The sequence below is a fragment of the Rhizobacter sp. genome (assembly GCA_021153565.1).
Lineage (GTDB): Bacteria > Pseudomonadota > Gammaproteobacteria > Burkholderiales > Burkholderiaceae_C > Albitalea.
The window spans coordinates 1-25,814 of sequence record JAJKJU010000036.1 but is presented as its reverse complement, the minus strand read 5'-3'; the positions used below and the strand labels follow the sequence as shown (position 1 = coordinate 25,814).

Genomic DNA, 25,814 nt, shown 5'->3' with positions numbered 1-25,814 from the left:
GCTTGGCTCCCCTCAAGACTTGTAATCGAACGAAGTGGCACCACGCCGCCTTTTGTGCCCGGCCCAGAACTGGATTTGCCCCAGCAACTCGGGAAGCTTTCCAAGCATAAGAAAGAAGCCTCGCTCGAGATTGAAGCGCCATCCGCGATCCGTGGACGCCGCGATGCGCAAAACCTGAATCGGGTACGCCAGAAAGAGCAAAAAGCCCATTCGGCCGAAACACAGAATTCCAGCCAGGAAGAGCATGGGAACGAGCGCAGCCCACAGCCAAGTTCTCATCGACTGCCGAACGATGCTTTTTTCGGTGGCCACACCCGACAGCCAGAGCCGCTGCGCCGTGCCGAAGCCAGTGCGCTTTGTTCGCTTCCACCACTGGCCGAACCGCGTCATGGCGGCGTCATGCCAAGCCATTGCCATGGACAAGCGCCACACTCTCCAGCCCTTGTCCCTCATCCGCTGACACAGTTCTGGCTCTTCCCCGGCAACCATGTCCTCGCGAAACGCGCCCACCTCGGACAGGACATCGGCGCGCATCATCGCAATGCCGCCGCAGGCGTCGGTTTCGCCCGGTGCGCGGTCCCATTCGAAATCGCAAAGCCGGTTATAGACCGAAAGTTCTGGAAAGCGCTCGCGCAGACGACCGCAGACACAGGCAATGTCCTCGCGGCTCCCGAGAAAGCGCATCGCTTCTTCAAGCCAGCCTTGAATGACTTCGCAATCTCCGTCGACGAACTGAACAAAGCTGACGCCAGGCTCGACCAGCCTGAGTCGCGCGAAACCCGCGTTGCGAGCGCGCGCAGCGGTGAAAGGCTCTGACATGTCCAATTCAACGACTTCGACGCCCCTGGCACGCGCCCTCATGACCGAAGCGTCGGTGGATCCGGAATCGACATAGACGATGACTGACTCGACGCTGCTCAGCGAATCAAGGCAGCGTTGCAGGCGCTCGCCTTCATTGCGCCCAATGACGACTACACCCAGCTGTTTCATTTGGTTCTCGGATGAGGGTGCAAACTTGAAAAGGCGACGTGGATCGACGCCTCGTCGGACTCGCGGTGCAAAACGCTGGACCGGGAGGCTTGCATGCTCAGTCTCAAGGCAATTCTTCGCAGCTTCACCGGTGTGCCATTCGTGCGAATCACCGCGTCGAGCGCAAGCCGAGCCTGGTCTGCACGGCAGATGACCAATACAGCGCCAAGTGCTTGCGCGCCGCGGAGGCAATCACCCCTCGGCGCTTCACGATGCCCTTGACGACATCCATGATGTCACCCAAGGTCGAAAGCGCGAGTGCCGCAAGCAGGCCACCGAAGCCGTGGTTCTTTCGGAAGTAGAGGAGTTCGCTTTCGATCTGCAATGCAGAAATCTGCCTGCCCGGTGTGAGATGACTGTCGCTCTTTGCGCTTTCACCGCCGATGTGCACGACCGTCGTCTTCGGAAAGAACACCACTTTCCATCCGAACGATTTGGCGGCGCGGCAAAGGTCCACCTCCTCGCTGTAAAGAAAGTAGCGGGGGTCGAACAAGCCCACTTGGTCAACAACTTCGCGCCGAATGAAGAAATAGCAGCCGACCACCCAGTCGCACTCGCGCACCGATGCATGATCCCAATGCATGTCATCGACCAAACGTATGCCGGGAAAGAGCGAATGCAAGCCCGTGCGATTGAGAAAGAGGTTCCAGGGGGTGGGGAAGTACCGGCAGCACGGCTGAAGAACGCCATCGCGGCCGACCAAGCGGACGCCAAGAATGCCGCAATCAGGGTGGGCATCCATGTATTGCACGGTCTTCATCAGCGTGTCCGGTGCAACGAAGGCATCGGTGTTCAACAGAAGCACGTGGCGCCCGTGAGCGTGCGCCAGCCCTTGGTTGTTCGCCCGGCCGAAGCCCACATTCTTGTCGTTGAGAATGACGGTGGCATCGTCAAAGTCGCGGCGCAATACATCGGCGGAGTCGTCGCGAGAGGCGTTGTCCACGATGATGAGTTCAATCGACAGGCCCTCACTCGAGGCTGTCAATGCGTCGCGCATGCCCTTGAGCAGATGTGCCGTGTTGTAGTTCACCACGATCACGGAGACATCGACCTTGCTGGGTGCCATTGCCTGCGTCATCGTTCATGCTCTGCCGGTTGCCCGTGCACCAATGGACGAATGCCAGCACATGCTGTGGCAATGCGAGCATGCAGGGAGTCGAGCAGCTCGTACCTTTTGCGGTACATCGATCGCTTCTTGGACGGAATTTCTTCGAGCGATTTGAGCGGCGCCTCGGGCCCCAGCATGAAGAAGTCCGCATCGTGCCTGATACCGCCGCGCTCCGACCATATCTCGTCGTAATTGAGCGACAGCGTGTCCGATTTCGCTTTTCCAAAATAGCTGCTGCGATGCTGCCGGCTCGCGTCCGCGACCGCATAGATCCTCCAGACACCCAGGGTGCGGCAAAAGCTCCGAAGCAACTCGACCAGGAAGTCTCTCGGCCGCATGCCGTGCAGCGTCTTGGTCAGATCCTTGTAGTCGGCCATCGCGCCATCGGCATTTCCGCCCTGAATGGCGCCCACGAATGCAACCGTGCGTTCACCCTCGAAGGCGAACGAAAAAGCGATCGAATAAATGCGGACATCCGCCATGAAGAGATTGAGAACAAGTTGCCCTTCCCGCATGAACCATTGCGGCCGATCGAGCACCACACGCAAAGACTCTTGTACGTCGCCGAGGTCGATGAGTTCAAAGGACTGGTCAATGGGAAAGTCCAGCGCGCCCCCCATTGAATCAATGAGCCTGAAGTGCTCATCAATACGCTGAATCCGCTCCTTCGAACTCCAGGTCGAGCACATGTATGGCCACACGATTGCGCCGACGATTTCCGGACGCTGTTGGAAGGCTCGTTGCAGCGAACCACCGCTTGGCGGCGCCACGAACGGGCGCAGCAAATCCTGTGCAGACCATGCCTTGAGGACGAAGGAAACTCGTGCACGCAAACGGCGCAATCCCTTTTGCCCGCAGACTGGCGACGACCATCGCCAGAAGCGGCGCAAGGTGTGAATCAGCCCCTGCATGGGTGGAGTGGCCGACACGCGACCAGTCGAATCTTCAATTGCGTGATCACGTATTGTCATCCTCGTGCCGTCCTCCTCAAATTGTCTTTGTCGTGATCGATGGCGCGGCGAAGCGCGGCTTCAAAGAGTTCGGCAGAACGCTCCCATGAACCATCTCGCACGGTATCGAAGGCAGCCTGCGAAACCTGGCGCCACTGTGCATCCGGCAGCATCAGTATCGACTTTGCCGCGGCTGCCAATCCGTCGGCATCGTCGATCTCGACGAGCGCACCATTCACGCCGTTCACCAGCGCTTCTTCAGGCCAACCCGTCATGGTGGAGACCACCGGTGTACGGCAAGCCATGGCTTCCATGGCAGGCAGGTTGAAACCTTCGCTTCGGCTCGCCGCAATCCATACATCGCAACGTGCGTAGAGATCGCGCAATGTGTCCTGCGGCGGGTCGAAATGAAAGTTACCCAGCTTCGCGAGCTCAGTCTTGGGACGAGCCGAACCGAAGCTCAGCACTTTGAGCCCCGGAATCTGCTTGCGCAGAGTCTCCACCGCTCGAATGGCAACATCGACACCTTTGACTGCAGCTTCCGAGTACAAAAAACCGACCGTCGGCTGAGTCTGCTTTCCACGCGGCCGCGCGTGAAACTGCAAATGGTCGACGCTGTTGTGAACAACGTCGACGTTGCCATCGCCGTATTCGGTTTCCATGACGCGAGCAAGCCAGCGGGCGACCACGATTTTTCGCAAGGGCATCCGATAGGTGGCACGGCACCGTTGTGCACCTTCACTGTGGAAGACTTCGTGCCCTTGCACGAAATACACCTTCACGCCCTTCGAGGGCGACAGACGCGAAGCCCACTCGGCCGTCTCCCACCACGTTGCGACGACCACGTCTGCATCCGGCACGTCCGCATCGACGATCGGTCGGGCCGTCTCGAGAATCCGATGGTCCAGCGTGAGTCCGTCGAGATGCGATTTCAATGGCTTGCGCAATCCGAACGCATCCTGAATTCGATGAAGCCGGCGCGATGCTTCCTTGGGTGTCGACACGATCGTGACGGCATGGCCGTGATCGGCCAGCCACTTTGCATAGATAGCGATGACCCGAATGCCGCCGCTCATGTTCACCGGCGGAAGTAGGAACGTGATTTTCATTTCTGTGAAGCGCCGTTCAGTTTTTCATTGCTTTGGAAAGGCGGCCCGAAACAGGATTTTCGCGAAATTCATCCAACTACTCAGTTGGAGCGGATGCGTTTCGACCGCTCGCCAAGCGCGACCCACGCTTGCGCGTACACGTCCTTCAGCAAGATCGCGCCACGATTGCCCGACAAGCATGCCGTGCATCTGCATGGACAAGCTGCCCGCCGGAGAATTCGTGTCGACGGGAGGTGCCGGGGCTTTTCCCAACTGGAGTGCGTCCGCGCCCGCCGACAGGCGTTGCCGCTGAAACTCTAATGCCATGTCATCGAAGAAGACTCGGCGACGGCTGCTTCGCGAATGCGTGATCGATGCCCCGTGCAAGCGATAGAAGTAGTTGTCCATTGGCTCATAGGCGACACGAAACACTTCGCCCAAGCGGTACTGGAAATCGATGTCCTCTCCCGTCTCAAAGTATTCGCGGAACATGCCAATTCGCTCGAACACGCGCTTGCGTATCGCGAAGGTGCATAAATGAGTACGGCTCTTTCCACGACGCAGCTCACCTTCGATACTCTTGAAAGTCTTCGTGTCACGCGGGACGAGCTGAGAAATGACTCTTCCGGCGCGGTCGATCGTGCTGAACGCGCCGCACAGGGCATCATGCTCTGGATTTTCTTCGAGCCAAGCCACCTGGCGTCGAATGCGCCCCTCGGGATACAGATCATCGGCATCGCATCGCATCACGATGCTGCCGCAGCTCGCCTCGATGCCAGTGTTGAGGCTCGCCGATATCCCCTTGCGGGGCCCATCGACAATTCGAACCCTGGCATCCCCGAGCGACGCTGCCAGCTGTCGCGAGTTGTCGATGGAACCATCGTCCACGACAATGACTTCGATCAAGACGTCGCGCTCCTGCAGGATTGAACGCAGCGCGTCCTCGATGTACGCGTCCGCGTTCAGCATCGGAACAATGACGCTGACCGTCGGTCTTGTCTGATCCATATTCGTCACGCTCATTTGAATGCCGCGAGCGGACTCCAGTCATTCGTCAGCGCCAACCCGACCGCGGCGGCCGTCGAGGCCATCAACACGGGGATGTCTATGCGCGGATGCCACAGGCCAAGTCGGGCGTAAACCGTGGAATGGAGCGGATACAACACCCAGCCAGCGGAAGCAAAGCCGATGATTGCACCGGGCTTGCCCCAAATCCAATACCCGACCAGCATTCCTCCAATCTGGCAAAACAAGAGTGCGACTTGAATCACGGTGCTGAGTCCCACTCGCTGCATCGCCCAGAGCACACCTGAAAACGAGCCGTTGAGCATGTCGACCATGAGGCCGAGTGCAAGGATCTGAAGGATCACGCCGGCTTCCGCGTAACGGGCGTCATAGAGCATGGAAAAAATCTTCGGGCCGCCGAAGGCCAGCATCAAGGCCATGCACCACGTGGGAGCGATCTGTACGAGACGTGCGCGTTCAACCACCTTGGAGAAGCGCGAGGGGTTCGTGCGGAGCACTTCGGAGTACGCCGGCAACAGCACACGTGCCGCGAGCTGCCTGGCCGCTTGCCAGACGACAAGATTGATGGCGGTAGCGAGCCCCAGCAGCCCCAGCAATCGAACATCGAGCAGCGATCCCCAGATCAGGCGATTTCCCTCTCCGCCCAGGAAAGTCAGCCCCGAACTCAGCATGACCCATAGGCCGAAAGAGAAGATGCCGCGGGCAACGGATTTGTCCCACGCAAAGCGGTTGACGGGGCCCTTCAGGAACAGGTGGCCCGCCAGCATCTTCATCAGCTCTGCGAAAAGATAGCCCCAGGCCAAGGCCCAGGGAGTTGGGTCGTGCCAGGCAAGGAGCGTGGCAGCCACGATGTTCACAACGAGCGTCCCCACGTCGATCATCGTCACGCGCAAAGCGTCGACATTGCGGCTGGACAATGCCACCTTGGTCGACGAGAAGCCGTCAACAAATGCGACCAAGGCCACCATCGGAATGAGCTGCGCGAGTATGGGCTGACCGTAGTAGGCAGCGATCGGCTGGGCCAGGCCCATGAGCACCAGACCGATGAGAGCTCCCTTGCAGACTTGAATGGTCCACGCCGTATTCGTGTAGCGCCGTTCGCCTCCGCGGGCACTGATCACAATGCCTTGGCTGATACCCACATCCGAAAGCAGCGCAGTACCGGTCAGGACGGCCTGTACGATGGCCATCAACCCAAAGGCCTCGGGAAAGAGCAGACGAGTCAGGATGAGGTTGCTGCCGAAGCGCAGCACCTGTGTGGCTCCATAGCCGATCAGCGTCCATCCGCCCGCGCGGAAGACTCGCTGTTTCAAGGTTTCCGTGGACATGACCGTTGTGCTCATTGCGCCCCTAGTGTCGCGTCAAGCCACACATGTCGATTGATCGCGCCGCTGTCGGAGCGCAGTGCAAGGCGCGCCGCCGAGTCATGGCCGTCGCTATGGCGAGGAGGCGCAACGCCGCAATGCGCTTCGAGAGCAAGCGAGCAACCGGCATTTGTGGCTTGACGCGACACCAGGGTTGGGCGACGCAATCGCACCCAGTGAATCGGCGCCGTCCCATCAAAATGGATAAGGCAGCGCCCAGCCTCGCTCTTGATCCGAACACCCGCTTGCTCAGTTGCCGTGAGCCCGGTGTCTGCTCGAATCTCGACATCACCACCGGCGGGCTCGCCAACGAATGGCAGTTGCGAGCCCTTCGACGGCACCGACATTGAAGCGACTGACACCAGGATGTTGCTCGACCGCGCGACAGGTTCGCCATCAAGCGACTGCACCGCAACGCTGACGTGCGGCCCACTCATTCGGATCGTGACGCTGGACAGTTCGACGACGTGTGCAGCCAGGTTTCCACCGGCCGCCTGGGTTCGAGGGGTGTCGATTTTGAACACGCCTGCGGACCAGTCCCGGCGCAATTCCCCCGTATCGGAAACCACCTCGCCGGCTCGGCGGGACAGCACCGGGTCAGCGGCAAGTGCTTCAATGTTGATCGAACCGGCTGGGGCCGAGGCGGCGCGCACCCATGGCAGTGCCTCCACCTTCGGCAAACTCGTCAGCAAACGCCCTCGCTCCGCCGCGATGCGCAAGGCTGCTGCCTGCGGGGCGGGCATGCCTCCCGAAAACAACTGCGCGATGTTCGGCGTCCACAAATAGGTTATCGAGGCCTCGCGCACATGATTTTGTCGATAAAGCAAGGCAGCGGCAGGCAGCATCGCAAGACGGTCCGGATCGTTAAAGGCATGCCAGTTCGATGCAGCAGCGGGCGACTGCAGTGGCTTTTGCGCGTACGCATAGTGCATGAGCGCGTCCCATCCCTGGTGGCTTGCGCTGGCCGCCACGTACAGCGGCAGCACGGTTCGATCTGCGTCCGGGAACTGGCCCATGTTCCATTCCGTCACCGACAAGGGCATGCCCGGGACTTGCGCCGAAGCGATCGTGTGCACGGTGGTCCGTGCAGCGGCGGGATTGCGTCGCAGAAATCCGGCCTCCTCATACGCATGGACGTCGATCATGTCGCCGCTTGTCAGGGCCGGCAGCGAAGACATCTGCCATCCCCAGAGACTGGTCGTGACGATCGGTACCTTCACGCCGAAGCCGCGCAGATGGGCAATCATCCGCGCGTTGAAACGCTGTTCGAGGTCGTTTAGAAATATCTTCGACGGGCCCGCTTCCCACGCGCGCCACACGCGTTCTTCTGGCAGTTGGTGTGCTTTCGCAAACACGCTCGCTTCAGCCATGTAGCGCGCGCTGTGCTTCGGAACGCCCTGGTTCGGCAGCAGGGCATTGCCGAAGTGATGCGTCAAGTCATTCTCGTTCGTGATCAGCACGGCCGCGATGGCCGCGTCGTCCTTGTAGGCCACGCCGGTGAAGGCATTGACGTGGCCGAGATAAGCCTCGTTGAACGCCTTCATGGCCCGCTCGATGTCGTCGTTGACGTAGTTGAAGCCTCTCAGGTCGACGGCATCCTTTCCCTTGGCGATTTCGTCGAAGCCCACGATGCCGTCAGCTCGGCGAAGCTCACGCCCCACGTGCAGGTCGAGCCAGACATAGATGCCCTCGTCCTTGAGACACTTGATCCACCAGTCGATTTTTTCGACCATTGCCGGATCGAGTTTTCGTGAGCCGGCAGTGCCTGCTGGTCCGAAAATGTTCGGACGCGACCACGACGAATCGTGGTGATGCAGACGAACCAGATTGAACCCGAGTCGTGACAGGCGCTGAGCGTGCAGCTTCACCGATGCGGTATCGGACATGAACAGCGTTGCAGCCGTGAGGTTCGCACCCCAGAACCTTGCAATACTGCCGTCGCCGAATACCAGCGACTCGCCCTTGGCGCTTACGAATCCGCGCTTGCCGGCCGGCTGCTCGGGCTTGTTGAGGAACGACAGGTCTACCTGGGCGGACGTCCAGTCGATCACATCGATCGACGTGGGCGAGGCACTGGTCGCGCCCCCAAAAAGGCAAGCAGCAACAACGCTTGCAAGACAGATGAAGAGTCGGCGATAGGCAATGGCGGCAAGCTTCATGTTGGCCGCGACTTCGGGGCGGCACGGAAACCTTGCGGCAGATCGACCGGCCTCTCGACGGGTGCCGACATGGTGTCGAGCGTGCGCTTCACCATGAACGAGTAGCCAACACAAAGTCCAGCAACAAACCAATACAGCAACGGAATGAAGGTGATGCTGCTGACCGTCCCGATGGAAACGGCGATCCCCACGAGTGACGCGAGAAGCGCTTGACCGATCGTGCGCTCTTCGCATTCGGGGTCAGGCAGACGCATCATGTTCCAGAACACGGAGATGCCACCGAGGATGAAGACACCCATGAAACTGAAAAGACCGACAAGGCCATTAGCCAAGCCGATGCCGACATAGGTATTGACAATGTCCACCATGCCGCCGATCACGAGATCCATGGCAATGAGTTCCGACACATAGTCGGTGGAACCGAACCAGGGGTTCTGAAGAATGATCTGGATAGACGACTCCAGCATGCGTTGCCGATACACGACGTTCTCGGCTTCGACGGTGCCGATGAACGGCAGGAGGTCGACGACTGTGTCACGCATCGGCGACATCATCACGAGACCCACGATCGCGCCAAGCACGAGGCCCGACTTGAACAGCCCCCCCACTGCCTTCGGCCCCGTTAATTTGAAAACGGTGAGTGTGGCCAACGCTGCGACCCAAGGCCCTCTCGAAACTGTAGAAATGAGCCCGCCAAAAAGCAGGAACAACCCAAGCCACCAGATCCGCCTGTTCTGAACGACATAGCGTTGCATCGCCAAGCAGAGCGCGATGGCGACGACGAAAATGCAACCGAGCACGATCGGCTGGCCCGTCGGGCCTTGAGCCCGCAGCAATGCGCTTCTACCCAGATAGTTGCTATAGCTCCAGTGCAGACCCCAGGCGTGGATGAGGTCGCCATAGAGCAGCCAGTACTTCACTGCCTCGAAGCAGGCAACCAGGCCGAGAACAAGACTCGCCAGGCAAAAACTCATGAAGACGTCGCGGTATGCACGTGCGCTTCGCAAGGAGCGGCTTGCCACATAGTATGGAAGCCCGACGTCTATGACCGCGTACAAGGCATACCTCAGCGTATTGGTCAGCGTGTCCAACTGCAGCCGCAACCCCAACTGCACCAAAACATAGGAAAGCAGGCAAAAGTCCGCAATGGCCCACCCTTCACCGTGCGACTTGACCTCGCGCCTTGCGTGCAAATAGGCGGGCAGAAGCAGCACCAGTGACAACAGCCTCGTGTAGTCGAATTCCAGCAGCTGGTTGAACACCCCCAGCCCCGGCACCGGCGATGAGATGAGCGGAACGGCGAACATCACGACCGCATACATCGCCAGCGGGTTCGACTCTTCTCTGCGCATGACAAGAATGGTCATGGCAGCGACGAAGATGAACAGCCAGAAGCTGTGCGACACGAAGGCCACGGCTGTGATGATGAACCACAGGTTTCGTCGACGGTTGAAGTCGCTGTGGTCCACCGCAAACTCGGTCGCGGCCCGCCGCGACAAGGCGAACACCACGACCCCGAAGATCAGGAGGACGACGAGAGCTCGAAGATGAACGGGCATGACCTAGAAACGCACGAGGGATCAGAGGCTGAGAATTTTTTGAGCGTGCCCGAGCAGCACGTCAAAAGGCGTCTGATCTAGGCGCAAATCGCAGCCATAGCTCGTGCTATGGCGAGCATTTGCAACGACGAGCAGGGGCCTTTTGGCGTGATGAGCGGGCATGGTCGAAATACTCTCAGCCTCTCAGGTCAGCGAAGCCGACGAGCCTCGGCCGAAGGCAACACCTTCACCAGCATGGCGTCGAGCAGGAAGCAGATCAGCAAAGCGATGACCATCAGCACCATGCCCGCGGTGCCGTGCAGGAAGCCCTGCCCAGCCTCGTCGCCGAGGTAGTAGGTGATGAGCACGAGCACCATCACGCGCACGATGTTCGCAACAAAGGCAATTGGCAGCAGCGAGGCCAGCATGATTGCGTTATGCAAGCGGCTCTTGCGGGCCATGATGAACATGAACAACGTGCCCAGAGCGGAGAGGCTGAACATCGAGTGCAAGCCCGAGCAGGCATCGGCCACCTGGAGCTGATATTGGCCGATGCTGATGATCACGCCGCTGCGTGCGATCGGGTAGCCTGCCGCGTACAAAATGGTTTCGACGATCGCGGAAATCCATTGCTTGAGCGGGCCAGTGATGGCGTCGACCAGCATGCCCGGCAGCGGGATCATGAAGATGAAGTAGATGACCGGGAACCACGCGAGGCGCAGCGCCGCAGGCCCCTTCATCAGGAGCAGCAATCCTGCGACAACAGGAATCTGCGAGGCGATTTCGAGAATGGAAATGTTGAAGACGCGCCCGGTGAAGTACATCAGCAAGCCGAATGCAAAAATCGGCCAGCCCCACGCGCGCGAGGGTTCAGAAGGCGTGTCAAGCAGTTGACCGCGAATCGACCAGAACAGCCAGACCACCACCGCGAGGATGATGGGACCGTGTCCGTGATCATCCGATTGCCAGATGCCCTGAGCCGCCCACCAGTAAACAGGCACGTACATCGCGCAAAAGCCGACAAGCACGACGAACCACGGCATGTAGCGGTCGGAGCCGACCAGCAAGCTGTTCCGGGCGGAGGCGGTACTGCTCACTGCGTGCTCACTTCTTCTTGACCTGCTTGGGCTCGGGCACGTCGTTGAGGACGGAACCCACCACGGCCACACCCGATTCGATGAGACCTTGCACCATGTCGTTGAATGCGCTGATGCGCGTCTTGCCCGCACGCGCCAGGGCGAGAACCGAGCCGGTGCGCGCGGCGATCATGGCAGCATCTTCGCCCACGGACAACGAAGGCGTGTCGATGATGATCACGTCGAAACTTGCGCGCGCGTGAATCAGGAATTCATCCAGATTCATCTTGCTGAGAAGCTCGAGTGGATTTGGCGGGATCGGCCCCGAAGGCAGCACGTACAGCCCCGCGAGGTCGGTAATGCGAATGATGGCCTCGTCGCGCGAGCGGCCCGCAAGCACAGTGGACAGCCCAACCTTGTTCTGCAACAGGAACATCTCGTGCTGTCGCGGATTGCGCATGTCCGCATCAATCAGCAGCGTTCGCTCGCCCAGCTGTGAAAAGATGATCGCGAGATTGGCAGCGAGGTAGGAGCGGCCCACGCGGGCATCCGCTGCGACGACAGTCAGCACTTGACGCTGTTCGGTCTTGTCGAACCAGCGCAGCATCAGTTGGCTGCGGATCGCGCGCAGCTGCTCCACCCGCGGGCTGAAAGGCTGATACGCCGCCACGAGCTCGTCGGAGAGCGACTTCTTCTCTGCACTTGCACGCAGGTAAGCGTACGAGAACTGGCGCGACAGCGCGTACTGGATGTCGGCTTCGGTCAGCATGCCCAGGCGTATCGCCGCCTCGCCAAAGCGAATGTCATTCTCTTTCTGGAACAGGATGATTCGCTCTGCGTTTTCCGGAGTCAGCACGCCGCTGTCCATCAGGATCGCGCCGATTGAGCGGTTGGCCCTCGGCGCGCCGGTGGCCACTGATACTGTCATCTTCATCAACGCGCTCCCGGGGCGTTCAGCATAGGCTTGGCGAGTCGTTGCCCGGAGGTCAGTTGCCGGAAGATCGGACGCTTGGAGTCACCAGGACGCAAGACCCCGATCACCGGCACACCAGCAGTCGCAAGCAGGTCTTGCGGGCCTCGCACGCGACGATCAAGCATTTCCCACAACAGCGCGACACCGATACCCAGCAGCAAGCCGCCGACGATCGAGCCGATGATGTTGACAAAGACGCGTGGTCGCGCCGGGTAGAGTGGTTCCACCGCCTGACTCAGAAGTCGCGTGTTGGCCTGCATGTTCTGTCCTTCGAGGTTTAGCAAGCTCACTCGCTGGCTGACACCCTCATAGGCGCGCTGTGCCGTTTCAACGTCGCGCAGGAGCACGGAAACCTGGTCCTTCTGCGAACGCAGCGACAGTACCTGCTTCTTTTGTTGCTCAACGAGGTTACGCAACTCAGCAATCTTCTGGCCGGTACCGCGAGCCACGACCGAACTGCCGCCGGAAACGCGACGAATCTCGCTGGCGATCTGCTGCTTCAGTTCGGCGATCTGCGCTTCGAGCTGTACACGAGTCGGGTGGTTCTTGCCGACGATGCTGCTGAGTTCGCTCAGCTTGGTTACCGCGAGCGACAGTTGGGCTTTGAGCCCCTGAACTGCAGCGTTGCTCATCACGTCGGGCGACGTGTCACCGCCAGTGTTGCGTTGGCGAGTCTGTGCCTCGACCGATTCGCCCTCAGCCGTTCCGAGCTGCGCGAGCAGCGTGCCCAGGCGTGCATTTTCCTGGTCGAGCCGCTCGTCATTGACGATGATGCCCTTGTCCTGCTGAAACTTCGACAGCTTGGCCTGGGCCGCTTCGAGGTTGGTACGCAGGAGCTTGACCTGTTCGTCGAGGAACACCGCCGACTGCCGCGCCGGTTCGATGCGAAGTTCGACCGAGACGTCCATATACGCCTGCGCGAATGCGTTGGCCGCGCTTGCTGCAAAAGCCGCGTCCTGAGAAGCGAAGCTGATGCTGATCACATTGCTGCCGTGTGCCGGCTCGACCGTCAGGCCGCGCTGCAATAGCCCAGCGAAATAGCGTTCGAGCGGCACCTTGGCCTCAGTCGATTCGCGCCACTGCCGCACCGCTTCAGGCGAACGCTCGACGCCCAGCATCTTGACGACGCGCGAAGCCACGCGGTCGCTCTTGAGCACTTCCACCTGCGTTGCCATGTACGCCGGCGACGCCAGGCCCGGAGCAAGCGCCCCCATGATCGGGTCCACCCGCACGTCGACGATCATCGACGCTTCGGCAATGAACTGCTTGGGAAGCTTCAGGGTGACCGCCGTACCGATCACCGCCACGATCACCGCGATCAGCAGCACCAGCCATTTCTTGGACCAGATGGCCCGGAACACCTGCAGGGGACTCATGGCCTTGCCTTAGAACAGCGACTCGCGCACGTAGATGACATCGTCACGTTCGACCATGTCGTTCATGTTGGGTTGAATGATGCGCACATTGCCGGAAGCATCGCGGCGATGAATCTTGAGGCCGCGCTCGGTGCCGCGCTGCGTGACACCCCCGGAGGCCGCGAGGGCCTGCAGCACAGTCATGCCGCGTTCGACGCGGGTGGCACCGGGGTGCTGCACCTCGCCGTAGATGTAGAGCATTGGGGCGCGGTCGACGTACAGGATGTCGTTGTTGGCGACCACGATGTCGAGCTCGTTCTTGCCCGCCTGCAGGATGGCAGGTAGATCGATCTCGAGCCGCACCGGCTTGCCATTGCGCGCGCCGACGAGCGTGACGATGTCGGAGCCTGTCGGTGAAACACCGCCGGCCGCGGCAATCATCTCTGACACTTTGCTGCCGACAGTTTCGATCGGGTAGCGCCCGGGTTTGCCGACTTGGCCAAGCACGGAAATCTGCGCACTGCGAACCTGCTGCAGCGAAACCGTGACTTGCGGCTTCAGCACGAAGTTGCCGTCACGCAAAGCCTTGGCGATCCGCTGCTCGGCGGCCGTGATGGACAGGCCGTCAAGCGACACGGCGCCAATCAGCGGGAAAGTGATCTGGCCGTTTTCGGACAAGCGCGTTTCGACGCTCAAGTCGGGGTTCTGGTAGACCGCGATCCGAATCACGTCTCCTGGACCAAGGGTGTGTTCAGGCCGCGGCTGAGTGGGCAGTGCGGTTTGCGCGATCGCGGAGGAAATGCCAAACCAGAACAGCAGCAGGTACTTCAGAAAAGATCTCATGGTGGTCCTCATATTTCATCGGCTGGTGTCAAGCGTGCCCCCAGCACTGCATCGGCACTCCCGCTGCCAGACGTTCTCGTTATTTCAAACCTTTGATGCCTTGCTCCAGCGTGCTGCCCGTGGGCATGGAAGCGGGCTGGACGGGCAGAATCGGTTCCGGTGCCGACGACGGCGTCGACGTGAGCGGGGACTTGGTCAGCTTGACCTCGGTCGACGGCGCGGAAGCCGGCTTGTCGGTGCGAACGAAATCACCCACGTATTCAATCTTGGCCGAACTGCGCAGGGCCTTGAGATCGTCTTCGACGAGCTTGCGGCGGCGCTCGCTGACGAGATAGCTTTCAATGGGACCACGCGCGCGTTCCTCGTCAACTGGCTGGCTGCGCGAACTCACGAGCACCAGAATTTGCGCGCCGTGTGCCGTGGGCACGAACTGCGCCTGGCCGTCCTTCAACTTGGAGATGGCGTCGAGGCGGGGGAGCGGCAACTGCTCTGCGGGGCGGACGGCCTGGTTCGCGCCGAACTTGATGTTGTTGGCCTTCAGGTAGTCCACGAACTCGTTGATGTCCTTCGACGCTGCGAGGCGGGATTGCAGTTCGGCGAGCTGTTCGGGCTTGGCTTCGATGACGATTTCCTGCAAGTTGTATATCCGGCGTTCCTTGAAGAGCGCGGGATTCTCCTCGTAGTAGTTCTTGATTTCTTCCGGGCTCGGCTTGGGCGCACCGGCACCGATCTTTTCCATGTAGGCGCGCGAAATGATTTCACGGCGGGCGGAATCGACGGCGGCGACGACTTTCGGGTCGCGGTCGATCTTTTGCTCACCAGCCTTCTGAACAGTCAACTCCTGGTCGATGAGCTTTTCGAGAACAACCTTGCTCGCCGAAGCCGCTTGCTCGGGCGGCAGACCACGCTGCGCCTGCAGCACATGGTTGATCTGGTGAACGGTGATTTCTTCCTTGTTGACGCGCGCCGCGGTTTGCGACGCCTTCTTTTCGTCCTTCTTGCCACAGCCTGCCAGCATCACCGCCGAGACAGCGACGGCAACGGCCGCAACACGCATGGCGGTCGTCAGGGGGCGAGAAAGCATGAGAGTGGAAGTCATCGTGGGCGGTCTCCGGGAGCCTTCTGTCATCGTGTGCTGCAAAGTGTGGTGACAACTGTGCGGAAGTGGGGGCAATAAAAAATGCCGCATTCAAGAGAGATTTCGCACAGCGCGCGGGCAATCTTCGAGTGTACTGGTGAAGCAAGGCGGAACACGTCAAGCCAGCCTGCCCTTGTGAGCGCCGATTAGAACCCCAAGTTCATGCGCGCTTCCCCCGCATACGAGGGGGCGCAGAAGCTTCAACTTTGGGGGTCAGGCAGAGGCTGAGAGTATTTCGAGCGTGTCCGAGCAGCACGTCAAAAGGCGCCTGATCCAGGCGCAAAGCGCAGCCATAGCTCGTACTATGGCGAGCATTTGCAACGACGAGCAGGCGTCTTTTGGCGTGATGAGCGGGCATGATCGAAGTACTCTCAGCCTCTCAGACCAGGACGGCGCTTCGGTGGCACGAGCGCGCCCCGGAGATCAGCACTTGATGCCGGCATGCAGGGCGACAACGCCCGCGCTCAGGTTGTGCACATCCACATGCCCGAACCCGGCCGCTTTCATCATTTCCTTGAGCTCGGCCTGCCCCGGGTGCATGCGGATGGACTCCGCCAGGTAGCGGTAGCTCTCGGCATCGCCAGCCACCCATTGCCCCAGGCGAGGCAGCACCTTGAACGAGTACCAGTCATAGGGCTTTTGAAGCGGCGCGGCCACCTTCGAAAACTCGAGCACCAGCAAGCGCCCACCGACGCGCAGCACGCGGTTCATTTCGGCCAGGGCCCGCTCCTTGTGCGTCATGTTGCGCAGACCGAAGGCCACCGTGACAAGATCGAAGCTGCCAGTCGCGAAAGGCAGCGCCTCGGCATCGCAGATGGATGTGGGCAGCACCAGCCCCTCGTCGAGCAGGCGATCACGGCCTTGGCGCAACATGGCTTCGTTGATGTCGGTGTGCACCACGGTGCCGGTCGGGCCGACCTTCTTTGCAAAGGCCTTGGCCAGATCACCGGTGCCGCCGGCAATGTCCAGCACCCGGTCACCCAAGCGGACGTTGGCGACGCCCACGGTGTAGGCCTTCCAGGCGCGGTGCAAGCCCATGGACATGAGGTCGTTCATCACGTCGTACTTGGACGCGACGGAATCAAAGACGCTGCGCACGCGGCTCGCCTTCTGGGTTTCGTCGACCTTCTGGAAGCCGAAATGGGTTTCGCTCATGGTCCTGCTCAGTGGTGGTGACCGCAGGCCGATCCGGCCTTGGCTGGCATATCGGCATCACGCGACACGCCAGCTTCGGCCAGCCGTGCCTCGTACTTGCGCCACAAATCGACTTGCTGCGAGCCGAGATGGTAGAGGTAGTCCCAGGAGAAGATGCCCGTATCGTGCCCGTCGGAGAACGTCGGTTGCACGGCGTAGTTGCCAACCGGGGCGAGGGAGATGATGTCCACCTCGCGCTTGCCAGTCTGCAGCACTTCCTGCCCCGGTCCGTGGCCCTGCACTTCGGCCGACGGCGAATACACGCGCATCAGCTCGAAAGGAATGCGGAACTGCTGGCCATCGGCAAAACCGACCTCGAGCACCCGCGACTGCTGATGAACGGTAATCGAGGTGGGCTGGGGTGTTTGAGGGGTCAGGCCGGCCATGGGCTCTTGCTCGGGATGTGCTCGATGAAGCGTCTGAGAGGCTGAGAGTATTTCGAACGTGTCCGAGCAGCACGTCAAAAGGCGCTTGATCTAGGCGCAAAGCGCAGCCATAGCTTAGCTATGGCGAGCATTTGCAACGACGAGCAGGGGTCTTTTGGCGTGATGAGCGGGCATGATCGAAAAACTCTTTGCCTCTTAGCCAGTGTAGCGAAGGGGAATGCCCTGATCAGCAGGTCGACAAGGCGGCAATGACAGCAGTGTCGAGTTGCTCCGTGGTCATCGCAAGGCGCTGCATGGGCGACGGCAACGGATCGCGCAGCTTGTCACCCCACACGGGATTCGGGAAATGGCTGTCCCATTCGAAGCGCGCGATGACATGCCAGTGCAGGTGCGGGACCATGTTGCCCAAGGCGGCGATGTTGATCTTGGTCGGTGTGAGTTTGTCGATCAGCACGCGTTCGATTGCGCAGACGAGGTCCATGCATCGCCGGCGTTCCGCGGGTGCCAGGTCCGAGAATTCGCGCACGTGGCGATTGCAGACCACGCGATAGAAGGCGGGATGCGCCGCATCATCGACGCGGATGACACGCCAATCGGCCTGAGACCAGACAAGGACTCCGCCAGGGGCGACGCAAAGATCGCAGCCTGCAATGGCATCGTGGGCGGGTTTGAAGACGGGTGGCGCGGGCATCGCCGCATTATCAGCGTACCCTTCGGCGCTCTGCACATGGCGTCGGCAGGCGCACGGCCACGCGAAGGGCATGATTAAGATGCGCCACCTCATCGCGGAAGGACTCCATGACGCAGCCCATCACGCGCCGCAGCGCGCTCGCCCTCGCCGCGGCATCCGCCGCTATTGCCATGCCTCTCGGCAGCTTTGCGCAGGGCTGGCCCGCAAAGCCGATCCGCTGGGTGGTGGCCTACCCGGCAGGCGGCGGATCCGATTTCCTCGCACGTCAGCTGGCGCCGCAACTCGGCAAGCAACTCGGCCAGACGATCGTGATCGACAACCGCCCCGGCGCGGCCGGCATCATCGGCACGGACAACGCAGCGAAGTCAGCGCCCGACGGCTACACGATCGTGACCGGCGACAACGGCGCGATGGTGTTCCACAGTGCGATGTACAAGAAGCTGCCCTACGACCCGAAAGACCTGGTGCCGGTCGGCTTCATGGCACGCTTTCCGTTGATCCTCGCGGTGAATCCGAACTCTGGCTTCACGAGCGCCAGCCAGTTGCTCGACGAGATCAAGAAGAACCCGGGCAAGTACAGCTATGCATCGCCGGGCATCGGCAGCCCGCACCACCTGGCCATGGAACTGCTCAAGGACCGTACCAAGGCCTTCGTCGTGCACGTGCCTTATCGCGGCACGGCACCGGCGGTGCAAGACGTCATCGGCTGGCAGGTGCCGATGATGGTGCTCGACACGGCCGCCGGCTTGCCGCAGATTCGCAGCGGCAAGGTCAAGGCGCTGGCGGTGATGTCAAAGAAGCGCATCCCGTCGCAACCCGATGTGCCAACGCTGGATGAGATCGGCATCAAGGACTTCGACGTGACGGCGTGGCAGGCGCTCTTCGTGCCCAAGGGCACGGCACCGGAGATTGTGGCGAGGCTGACGGCGGAGATGAACAAGGCGATCACGACGCCGGATGTGAAGGCTCGGTTGGAGGATTTTGGGTTGGAAGTGACGCCGTCCGACGGGCCTGCGCTGGCTGCGTTCCTGCGGAACGAGACGGCGTTCTGGCACAAGCTGATCAAGGAGCGGGGGTTGTCGGCGGAGTGAGAGAGGCTGAGAGTATTTCGATCATGCCCGCTCATCACGCCAAAAGACCCCTGCTCGTGGTTGCAAATGCTCGCCATAGCACGAGCTATGGCTGCGCTTTGCGCCTCGATCAGGCGCCTTTTGACGTGCTGCTCGGGCACGCTCGAAAAACTCTCAGCCTCTGACTCGAGGGTCTTGACGCAAACGCGATCCCGGTTTTCATTTGTGAAACGCCGGGACCGGTCTTCACACCAAAACCCGCTCGATCCCGCCCTCGTTCGCCCGCTCCACATACTCCGGCATCCAATCCGGCCCGAGAATCTGGTTCGCCATCTCGACCACGATGTAGTCCGCCTCGAGCAGCCCATTGTTCAGGTCGCCCGTGTAGCGCGACAAGCCCTGCAAGCAGCTCGGGCATGACGTCAGGATCTTCACCGCCCCCTTCTCCGGCACCGCTCCAGTTGCCCGCAAGGCCACTTCATCCTTGCGCAATTCCTCTTCCTTGCGGAAGCGAACCTGCGTGGAAATATCAGGCCGCGTCACGCCGAGCGTGCCGCTTTCTCCGCAGCAGCGCTCGCTCTTCCTCACGTTGTCGCCGACGAGCGCCTTCACCGTTTTCATCGGCTCCTGCAGCTTCATGGGGCTGTGGCAGGGGTCGTGGAAGAGATACCCGCCCGCGCTGTTCGCCGCGTCGAGCGTGATGCCCTTTTCGAGCAGGTACTCGTGGATGTCGATGATGCGGCAGCCCGGAAAAATCTTGTCGAACTGGTAGCCCTGAAGCTGGTCGTAGCAGGTGCCGCAGCTCACCACCACGGTCTTGATGTCGAGGTAGTTGAGCGTGTTCGCCACGCGATGGAACAGCACACGGTTGTCAGTGATGATCTTCTCGGCTTTGTCGAACTGGCCTGAGCCGCGCTGCGGATAGCCGCAGCACAGGTAGCCGGGCGGCAGCACGGTCTGCACGCCGGCATGCCAGAGCATCGCCTGCGTGGCGAGACCCACTTGCGAGAACAAGCGCTCCGACCCGCACCCCGGGAAGTAGAAGACGGCCTCCGTCTCCGCAGTCGTCGCCTTTGGATCGCGAATGATCGGGACGTAGTTCTTGTCCTCGATGTCGAGCAAGGCACGCGCCGTCTTCTTCGGCAGGTTGCCCGGCAGCTTCTTGTTGATGAAGTGGATCACCTGCTCCTTGATCGCAGCCGTGCCCACTGTCGACGGCGGTGCCGCCGTCTGCTTGTTCGCGAGACCGCGCAGAAGGGTGTTGGCAGCACGTTGCGCACGGAAGCCCACCTCGACCATCGCGGTTCGCATCAGCTTGATGGTCTCCGGATTGGTGGCGTTGAGCATCATCATTGCCATCTTGTTGCCGGGACGGAAGCTCTTCTTGCCCATCTTGCGCAAGAGGTTGCGCATGTTCATCGACACGTCGCCGAAGTCGATGTCCACCGGGCATGGCGACTCGCATTTGTGGCAGACCGTGCAGTGGTCGGCCACGTCCTCGAACTCTTCCCAGTGCTTGATCGACACGCCACGGCGCGTCTGCTCTTCGTACAGGAAGGCTTCGACGAGCAGCGAAGTCGCGAGGATCTTGTTGCGCGGGCTGTAGAGCAGGTTGGCGCGAGGCACATGTGTTGCGCACACCGGCTTGCACTTGCCGCAGCGCAGGCAGTCCTTGATGGAATTTGAGATGTCGCCGATATCGCTCTGCTGCATGATGAGCGACTCGTGGCCCATCAGCCCGAAGCTCGGCGTGTAGGCGTTGGTCAGGTCGGCGTGCAGCGCCATTCCGTCGACAGAGAAGCCGCGCAGCAGCTTGCCCTTGTTGAATCGCCCCTCGGGGTCCACCCGCCTTTTGTAGGCAGTGAAGTTAGCCAGCTCGTCGTCAGTCAGGAATTCGATCTTGGTGATGCCGATGCCATGCTCGCCCGAGATCACGCCATCGAGCGAACGCGCCAGCTTCATGATGCGCGCCACGGCTTCGTGCGCCGTCTGCAGCATTTGGTAGTTGTCGCTGTTGACGGGGATGTTGGTGTGCACGTTGCCGTCGCCTGCGTGCATGTGCAAGGCCACCCACACGCGTCCGCGGAGAATGTCCTTGTGAATCTTCTGGGCAGCGTCGACGATGGTCGACAGGGCGGCGCCCGAGAAAATCTGCTGGAGGGGGGCGCGGATTTGCGCTTTCCATGAGGCACGAAGGCGGTGATCTTGAACGATCTGGAATACCGTCTCCGCAGTGGAAGCCTGCGACTTGGACAGAGCCCGCTCCACTGCCGCATGGATGCTGGCGCTCGCTGGCGTTGCGGCCTTGGACAATGCGTCCTGAACGGGAACGTCCAGATTCACCATCGTCCACTGCCACAGTGCCCTCACCTCGCGCAGCATGGACAAGGCCTGCTGCACACGGTCTTCCAGCAACTCAGCCGCCGGAATGTCGTTGGCGTCGTCGCTCCTGCCCAGTGGCAGGTTCCCGCTCAGGAAAAACTCTTCCAGCGCATTCACCAGCGCCAGCTTGTTTCGCAAGGACAGCTCGACGTTGATCCGCTCGATGCCCTCTGTGTACTCACCCATGCGCGGCAGCGGAATCACCACGTCCTCGTTCACCTTGAACGCGTTCGTGTGCTTGCTGATGGCCGCTGTGCGTTTGCGGTCGAGCCAGAACTTCTTGCGCGCTTCGGCGCTCACCGCGACGAAGCCTTCGCCCGCGCGGCTGTTGGCAATGCGGACCACTTCGCTCGTCGCGCGCGCCACGACGTCGCCGTCGTCGCCGGCGATGTCGCCCACCAGCACCATCTTTGGCAACGTCCCGCGCTTGCTCTTGGTCGCGTAGCCGACGGCCTTCAAATAGCGGTCGTCCAAATGCTCCAGGCCCGCCAGAATCGCACCGCCTGCTTTCGCTTCCGCGAACATGAAGTCCTTGATCTCGACGATCGAAGGAACGGCATCCTTCGCGTTGCCGAAGAACTCAAGGCACACCGTTCGAGTGTGCGCCGGCATCTTGTGCACGACCCAGCGGCAGCTCGTGATGAGGCCGTCGCAGCCTTCTTTCTGTATGCCGGGCAGCCCGGCAAGGAACTTGTCGGTGACGTCCTTGCCCAGGCCTTCCCTGCGGAAGATCTTGCCCGGGATGTCGAGCTTCTCTGTCCTCTCAAGAACCTTGCCCGTTGCATCGTAGTAGCGGCATTCGAAGCTCGCCACGTCAACGTCGTGAATCTTGCCCATGTTGTGGTTCAGCCGAACCACTTCCAGCCACTTGGCATCGGGCGTGACCATGCGCCACGACGCGAGGTTGTCGAGCGCAGTGCCCCAGAGCACGGCCTTCTTGCCCCCGGCGTTCATCGCGACGTTGCCGCCAACGCACGAGGCCTCGGCCGAGGTCGGGTCCACAGCGAAGACGAAGCCGCCGCGCTCGGCCGCATCGGCCACACGCTGCGTCACGACGCCGGCTTCGGTCCAGATGGTGGCCACCTCGCGGTCCATGCCGGGCAGTGTCATCATCTCGACGCCCGTCATGGCCTCGAGCTTCTCGGTGTTCATGACCGCACTGTTCCAGGTCAGCGGTACCGCACCGCCCGTGTAGCCCGTGCCGCCCCCACGCGGAATGATGGTCAGGCCCAACTCGATGCACGCGCCGACCAGCCCGGCCATTTCGGCCTCGGTGTCTGGTGTAAGCACCACGAAGGGATATTCAACGCGCCAGTCGGTCGCATCGGTCACGTGAGATACACGGCTCAAGCCGTCGAACTTGATGTTGTCCTTGGCGGTGTGCCTGCCCAGCACCTTGGTCGAGCGCTTGCGCAGGTCGTAAATGGCCTTGAACTGTTCGGCGAAGGAATCGATCGCCTTTGAGGCTGCCTTGAGCAACTCGCCGACATGGCGATCGCGTTCTGCGTCGGCCGTCGGATTGCGCCGCTTTTCGACCTCGTGCAGCCGGTGATGCAGCGCATCGATGAGCAGCTTGCGACGACGCGGGTTGTCCAGCATGTCGTCTTGCAGATACGGGTTGCGCTGGACCACCCAGATGTCGCCCAGCACCTCGTACAACATGCGAGACGATCGCCCGGTCTGGCGTTCTTCACGCAGGCGATTGAGCACCTCCCAGGCCCTCACGCCCAACAGGCGGATCACGATCTCGCGGTCGGAGAATGACGTGTAGTTGTACGGGATCTCGCGCAGACGTGGCGCGCCGTGGGCCAGCTCCGCAGCGCCGGCGATTTCGTTCAGGATCGTGGGTGCGTTCATCGAAATTCGAGCCTCAACGGGCCCGTGCCAGCACTTAAGGGGCCATGGTAACGCACGGGTGTTTTCCCTCAGTTCTGCGGGCTCGCGTACTGAGGTTTCTTCAGCGGGGTAATCCCCCGTTGCTCCGTCTTCTTCTCCACGACACTCTTCGTCATCCAGCAACAACGGCAGGAACCAATGACATTGAGCCGTGCGAACGTGACATCGCCATGGTGTTCCATTTCTTCACGGTTCGCATCGATGGCATGGGCATGTCGCCGCACATCGGCGACATGCTGACTCCGCATATGGACGCGCAGCATCTGCATTGGTTCGACGCTGCGACCCAGCAACGAGTGTGATCGGGATGAAGGATTGGCCCTACCCGTTCTGGATTGCGCACCGCGGAGCCGGCAAGCTGGCACCTGAGAACACACTCGCGGCATTCCGTGTCGGGGCGGCGCATGGGTATCGCGCCTTCGAGTGCGATGTGAAGCTGAGCGCCGATGGCGTGCCGTTTCTCCTGCACGACGCAACTCTGGAACGTACGACGTCGGAACGCGGAGTGGCTGCCGACAGGGCATGGAACGAACTCGCGTGCATTGATGCGGGAGGCTGGCACAGCCCCGCATTCCTCGGCGAGCCGATTCCGAGCCTCACGGGCATCGCCGGCTATTGCCTGCGCAACGGCTTCGCGCTCAACATCGAGATCAAGCCCACGCCGGGTGCGGAAGCAGAGACTGGCCGGGTGGTTGCCGATGAAGCAGCGCGGCACTGGGCGCAGAGCGAGACAAAGCCACTCTTGAGCTCCTTCCGCGCCGACGCATTGGCCGCAGCGCGAGCTGCTCAACCTGATCTGCCTCGCGCCCTCTTGCTCGACACACTGTGCAAGGGCTGGCTCAAGGAGGCACAAGACTTCGGCTGCGTCGCCATCGTCGCCAACCACGGAGTGCTCGATGCAGCCGTGATTGCGCAGATCCATGGGGCCGGCATGCGGGTCCTGACCTACACCGTCAACGATCCCGCCACTGCTCACTGGCTGGTCAACTGTGGCATCTACGGCATCATCACGGATGCAGTCGACCGCTTTTCTGCGGAAGATTTTCGAAGTATTTGACTTGAAGACAGCGGACTGTCCTCCCTCTACCAGTCTCTACCAGAGGTTCTACAAGAGGTAGAGGGAGTCACAAGCATCAACTGCGGTAGTCCGCGTTGATCTTCACGTAGTCGTAGCTGAGGTCGCAGGTCCACACGGTGGCCGTCTCGTCCCCGCGATGCAGATCGACACGCACATTGATCTCGCTTTGCTTCATCACGCGCTGGCCGTCTTCTTCGCGGTAAGTCGGATTGCGGCCCCCATCCTTCGCAACGTGGACGTCGTCGAGGAAAAGATCGATGCAGGTCTGGTCGAGGTCGTCGATGCCCGCGTAGCCCACCGCTGCCAAAATGCGGCCGAGGTTGGGATCGCTGGCGAAGAAGGCTGTCTTCACGAGCGGCGAGTGCGCAATGGCATAGGCCACTTGCTTGCATTCGTGTTCCGACTTGCCACCGTCGACCTGCACGGTGATGAACTTGGTCGCACCCTCGCCATCGCGGACGATGGCCTGGGCGAGCTGTTCGCAGACCTCGATGATCGCCTTGCGTAACGCGTCGCCGTCGGCGGTGTCGAACCGCGTGACCGGATCGTTGCCGGCCTTGCCCGTCGCGATGAGCAGAAAGGAATCGTTGGTCGACGTATCGCCGTCAATGGTGATGCGGTTGAAAGACCGGTTCGCAGCTTCATGCACCAGCGCTTTCATCAGCGCCGGCGCGATCACAGCGTCGGTCGCAACGAATCCCAGCATCGTCGCCATGTTCGGACGGATCATCCCCGCGCCTTTGCTGATGCCGGTGATCGTGACTTGCTTGCCGCCGATACGCACGCGGCGCGACGCGGCCTTCGGCACGGTGTCGGTGGTCATGATGGCCTCGGCCGCCGCGCCCCAGTTGTCTTCGCGCAGGTCGGCAAGCGCCGCGGGCAGGCCCGCCTCGATGCGATCGTTGGGCAGGCTCTCCATGATCACGCCAGTGGAAAACGGCAGCACCTGCTGCGGCGAGATCTCGAGCTTTCGGGCCAGCGCGACACAAGTCGACAGCGCCCGCACCAAGCCATCTTCGCCGGTACCGGCATTTGCATTGCCAGTGTTGATAAGGATCGCGCGCGAAGCCGAATCGGCCGCAAGATGCTGGCGGCACAACTGCACCGGCGCCGCGCAAAAGCGATTGCGAGTGAAAACGCCCGCGACCTGCGAACCTTCGTCGAGCGTCACCACTGTCAGGTCGCGGCGGTTGGCCTTGCGCACACCCGCCATCGCGATGCCTAGCTTCACGCCGGGAACGGGATGCAGGTCATTCGGGTCAGGGGCATTGAGATTGACGGGCATGGAATGGCTCGCTCGATGAGGAAGGTCGCCATTGTAGAAAGCAACCAAGCCAGTGCCATCACATCAAGCAACACCCGTGGATCCGGCTCAGAGGCTGAGAGTATTTCGATCATGCCCGCTCATCACGCCAAAAGCCCCCTGCTCGTCGTTGCAAATGCTCGCCATAGCCAAGCTATGGCTGCGCT

General features: G+C 61.1%; 21 protein-coding genes. 3 read left to right on the top strand and 18 right to left on the bottom strand.

Going from position 1 to position 25,814, the window contains the following annotated elements:
- Nucleotides 1-12 precede the first annotated feature (12 nt).
- From AC30NL_RS02705 to AC30NL_RS02630, 16 genes are all read right to left on the bottom strand, one after another.
- Nucleotides 13-990 carry a glycosyltransferase family 2 protein gene (locus AC30NL_RS02705; protein ID WP_489462473.1) on the bottom strand — a complete coding sequence of 326 codons (978 nt, stop codon included), beginning with the start codon at nucleotides 988-990 and terminating at the stop codon, nucleotides 13-15.
- A gap of 148 nt (nucleotides 991-1,138) precedes the next feature.
- Nucleotides 1,139-2,107, bottom strand: coding sequence for a glycosyltransferase family 2 protein (locus AC30NL_RS02700; RefSeq protein ID WP_489462472.1), 969 nt, complete (start codon nucleotides 2,105-2,107; stop codon nucleotides 1,139-1,141).
- Nucleotides 2,104-3,048, bottom strand: a complete 945-nt coding sequence (locus AC30NL_RS02695; RefSeq protein ID WP_489462471.1) for a VirK/YbjX family protein — start codon at nucleotides 3,046-3,048, stop codon at nucleotides 2,104-2,106. Before AC30NL_RS02695 ends, AC30NL_RS02700 begins: the two co-directional genes overlap by 4 nt.
- A 56-nt stretch (nucleotides 3,049-3,104) precedes the next feature.
- Nucleotides 3,105-4,196 (bottom strand): glycosyltransferase family 4 protein, encoded by a 1,092-nt coding sequence (locus AC30NL_RS02690; protein ID WP_489462470.1) that lies wholly within the window; start codon nucleotides 4,194-4,196, stop codon nucleotides 3,105-3,107.
- Between the two features lie 24 nt (nucleotides 4,197-4,220).
- The gene (locus tag AC30NL_RS02685) at nucleotides 4,221-5,183 is read right to left on the bottom strand and encodes a glycosyltransferase family 2 protein (protein ID WP_489462469.1); all 963 of its coding nucleotides are present in this window, start codon (nucleotides 5,181-5,183) and stop codon (nucleotides 4,221-4,223) included.
- 11 nt (nucleotides 5,184-5,194) lie between these two features.
- Nucleotides 5,195-6,544, bottom strand: a complete 1,350-nt coding sequence (locus tag AC30NL_RS02680; protein WP_489462468.1) for an oligosaccharide flippase family protein — start codon at nucleotides 6,542-6,544, stop codon at nucleotides 5,195-5,197.
- Nucleotides 6,541-8,724, bottom strand: coding sequence for a hypothetical protein (locus tag AC30NL_RS02675; RefSeq protein WP_489462467.1), 2,184 nt, complete (start codon nucleotides 8,722-8,724; stop codon nucleotides 6,541-6,543). The genes AC30NL_RS02680 and AC30NL_RS02675 overlap by 4 nt, the downstream gene beginning before the upstream one ends.
- Nucleotides 8,721-10,283, bottom strand: coding sequence for an O-antigen ligase family protein (locus AC30NL_RS02670; protein ID WP_489462466.1), 1,563 nt, complete (start codon nucleotides 10,281-10,283; stop codon nucleotides 8,721-8,723). The genes AC30NL_RS02675 and AC30NL_RS02670 overlap by 4 nt, the downstream gene beginning before the upstream one ends.
- A 188-nt stretch (nucleotides 10,284-10,471) precedes the next feature.
- Nucleotides 10,472-11,359 (bottom strand): exosortase B, encoded by an 888-nt coding sequence (xrtB, locus tag AC30NL_RS02665; protein WP_489462465.1) that lies wholly within the window; start codon nucleotides 11,357-11,359, stop codon nucleotides 10,472-10,474.
- Nucleotides 11,360-11,366: 7 nt separating this feature from the next.
- Entirely contained in the window at nucleotides 11,367-12,272 is a 906-nt protein-coding gene (gene epsG, locus AC30NL_RS02660; RefSeq protein WP_489462464.1) for a chain length determinant protein tyrosine kinase EpsG, read from the bottom strand.
- Nucleotides 12,272-13,687, bottom strand: coding sequence for a chain length determinant protein EpsF (gene epsF / locus AC30NL_RS02655; RefSeq protein ID WP_489462463.1), 1,416 nt, complete (start codon nucleotides 13,685-13,687; stop codon nucleotides 12,272-12,274). Before epsF ends, epsG begins: the two co-directional genes overlap by 1 nt.
- A gap of 9 nt (nucleotides 13,688-13,696) precedes the next feature.
- A complete protein-coding gene (gene epsE, locus AC30NL_RS02650) occupies nucleotides 13,697-14,509 on the bottom strand; it encodes a polysaccharide export protein EpsE (RefSeq protein ID WP_489462462.1) in 813 nt (270 codons plus the stop codon).
- A 79-nt stretch (nucleotides 14,510-14,588) separates the two neighbouring features.
- A complete protein-coding gene (locus tag AC30NL_RS02645; RefSeq protein ID WP_489462461.1) occupies nucleotides 14,589-15,593 on the bottom strand; it encodes an EpsD family peptidyl-prolyl cis-trans isomerase in 1,005 nt (334 codons plus the stop codon).
- A 477-nt stretch (nucleotides 15,594-16,070) separates the two neighbouring features.
- Nucleotides 16,071-16,802 (bottom strand): bifunctional demethylmenaquinone methyltransferase/2-methoxy-6-polyprenyl-1,4-benzoquinol methylase UbiE, encoded by a 732-nt coding sequence (gene ubiE / locus AC30NL_RS02640; RefSeq protein WP_489462460.1) that lies wholly within the window; start codon nucleotides 16,800-16,802, stop codon nucleotides 16,071-16,073.
- An 8-nt stretch (nucleotides 16,803-16,810) separates the two neighbouring features.
- Nucleotides 16,811-17,227 carry a gamma-butyrobetaine hydroxylase family protein gene (locus AC30NL_RS02635; RefSeq protein ID WP_489462459.1) on the bottom strand — a complete coding sequence of 139 codons (417 nt, stop codon included), beginning with the start codon at nucleotides 17,225-17,227 and terminating at the stop codon, nucleotides 16,811-16,813.
- 226 nt (nucleotides 17,228-17,453) lie between these two features.
- Nucleotides 17,454-17,918: an HIT family protein gene (locus tag AC30NL_RS02630; protein ID WP_489462458.1), complete on the bottom strand. Its 465-nt coding sequence runs from the start codon at nucleotides 17,916-17,918 to the stop codon at nucleotides 17,454-17,456.
- Between the two features lie 107 nt (nucleotides 17,919-18,025).
- Between AC30NL_RS02630 and AC30NL_RS02625 the strand changes: the two genes are divergently transcribed.
- A complete protein-coding gene (locus AC30NL_RS02625; protein ID WP_489462457.1) occupies nucleotides 18,026-19,009 on the top strand; it encodes a Bug family tripartite tricarboxylate transporter substrate binding protein in 984 nt (327 codons plus the stop codon).
- Nucleotides 19,010-19,234: 225 nt separating this feature from the next.
- Here AC30NL_RS02625 and AC30NL_RS02620 read toward each other — a convergent pair whose 3' ends face one another.
- The gene (locus AC30NL_RS02620; RefSeq protein WP_489462456.1) at nucleotides 19,235-23,227 is read right to left on the bottom strand and encodes a DUF3683 domain-containing protein; all 3,993 of its coding nucleotides are present in this window, start codon (nucleotides 23,225-23,227) and stop codon (nucleotides 19,235-19,237) included.
- Between the two features lie 209 nt (nucleotides 23,228-23,436).
- Between AC30NL_RS02620 and AC30NL_RS02615 the strand changes: the two genes are divergently transcribed.
- Both AC30NL_RS02615 and ugpQ read left to right on the top strand, forming a co-directional pair.
- Nucleotides 23,437-23,568, top strand: coding sequence for a hypothetical protein (locus AC30NL_RS02615; protein WP_489462455.1), 132 nt, complete (start codon nucleotides 23,437-23,439; stop codon nucleotides 23,566-23,568).
- A 5-nt stretch (nucleotides 23,569-23,573) separates the two neighbouring features.
- Complete coding sequence (gene ugpQ, locus AC30NL_RS02610; RefSeq protein ID WP_489462454.1) at nucleotides 23,574-24,323, top strand: glycerophosphodiester phosphodiesterase; 750 nt, start codon at nucleotides 23,574-23,576, stop codon at nucleotides 24,321-24,323.
- Nucleotides 24,324-24,399: 76 nt separating this feature from the next.
- Here the strand turns inward: ugpQ and argJ are convergent, their stop codons facing one another.
- Nucleotides 24,400-25,629, bottom strand: a complete 1,230-nt coding sequence (argJ, locus tag AC30NL_RS02605) for a bifunctional glutamate N-acetyltransferase/amino-acid acetyltransferase ArgJ (protein WP_489462453.1) — start codon at nucleotides 25,627-25,629, stop codon at nucleotides 24,400-24,402.
- Nucleotides 25,630-25,814 lie beyond the last annotated feature (185 nt).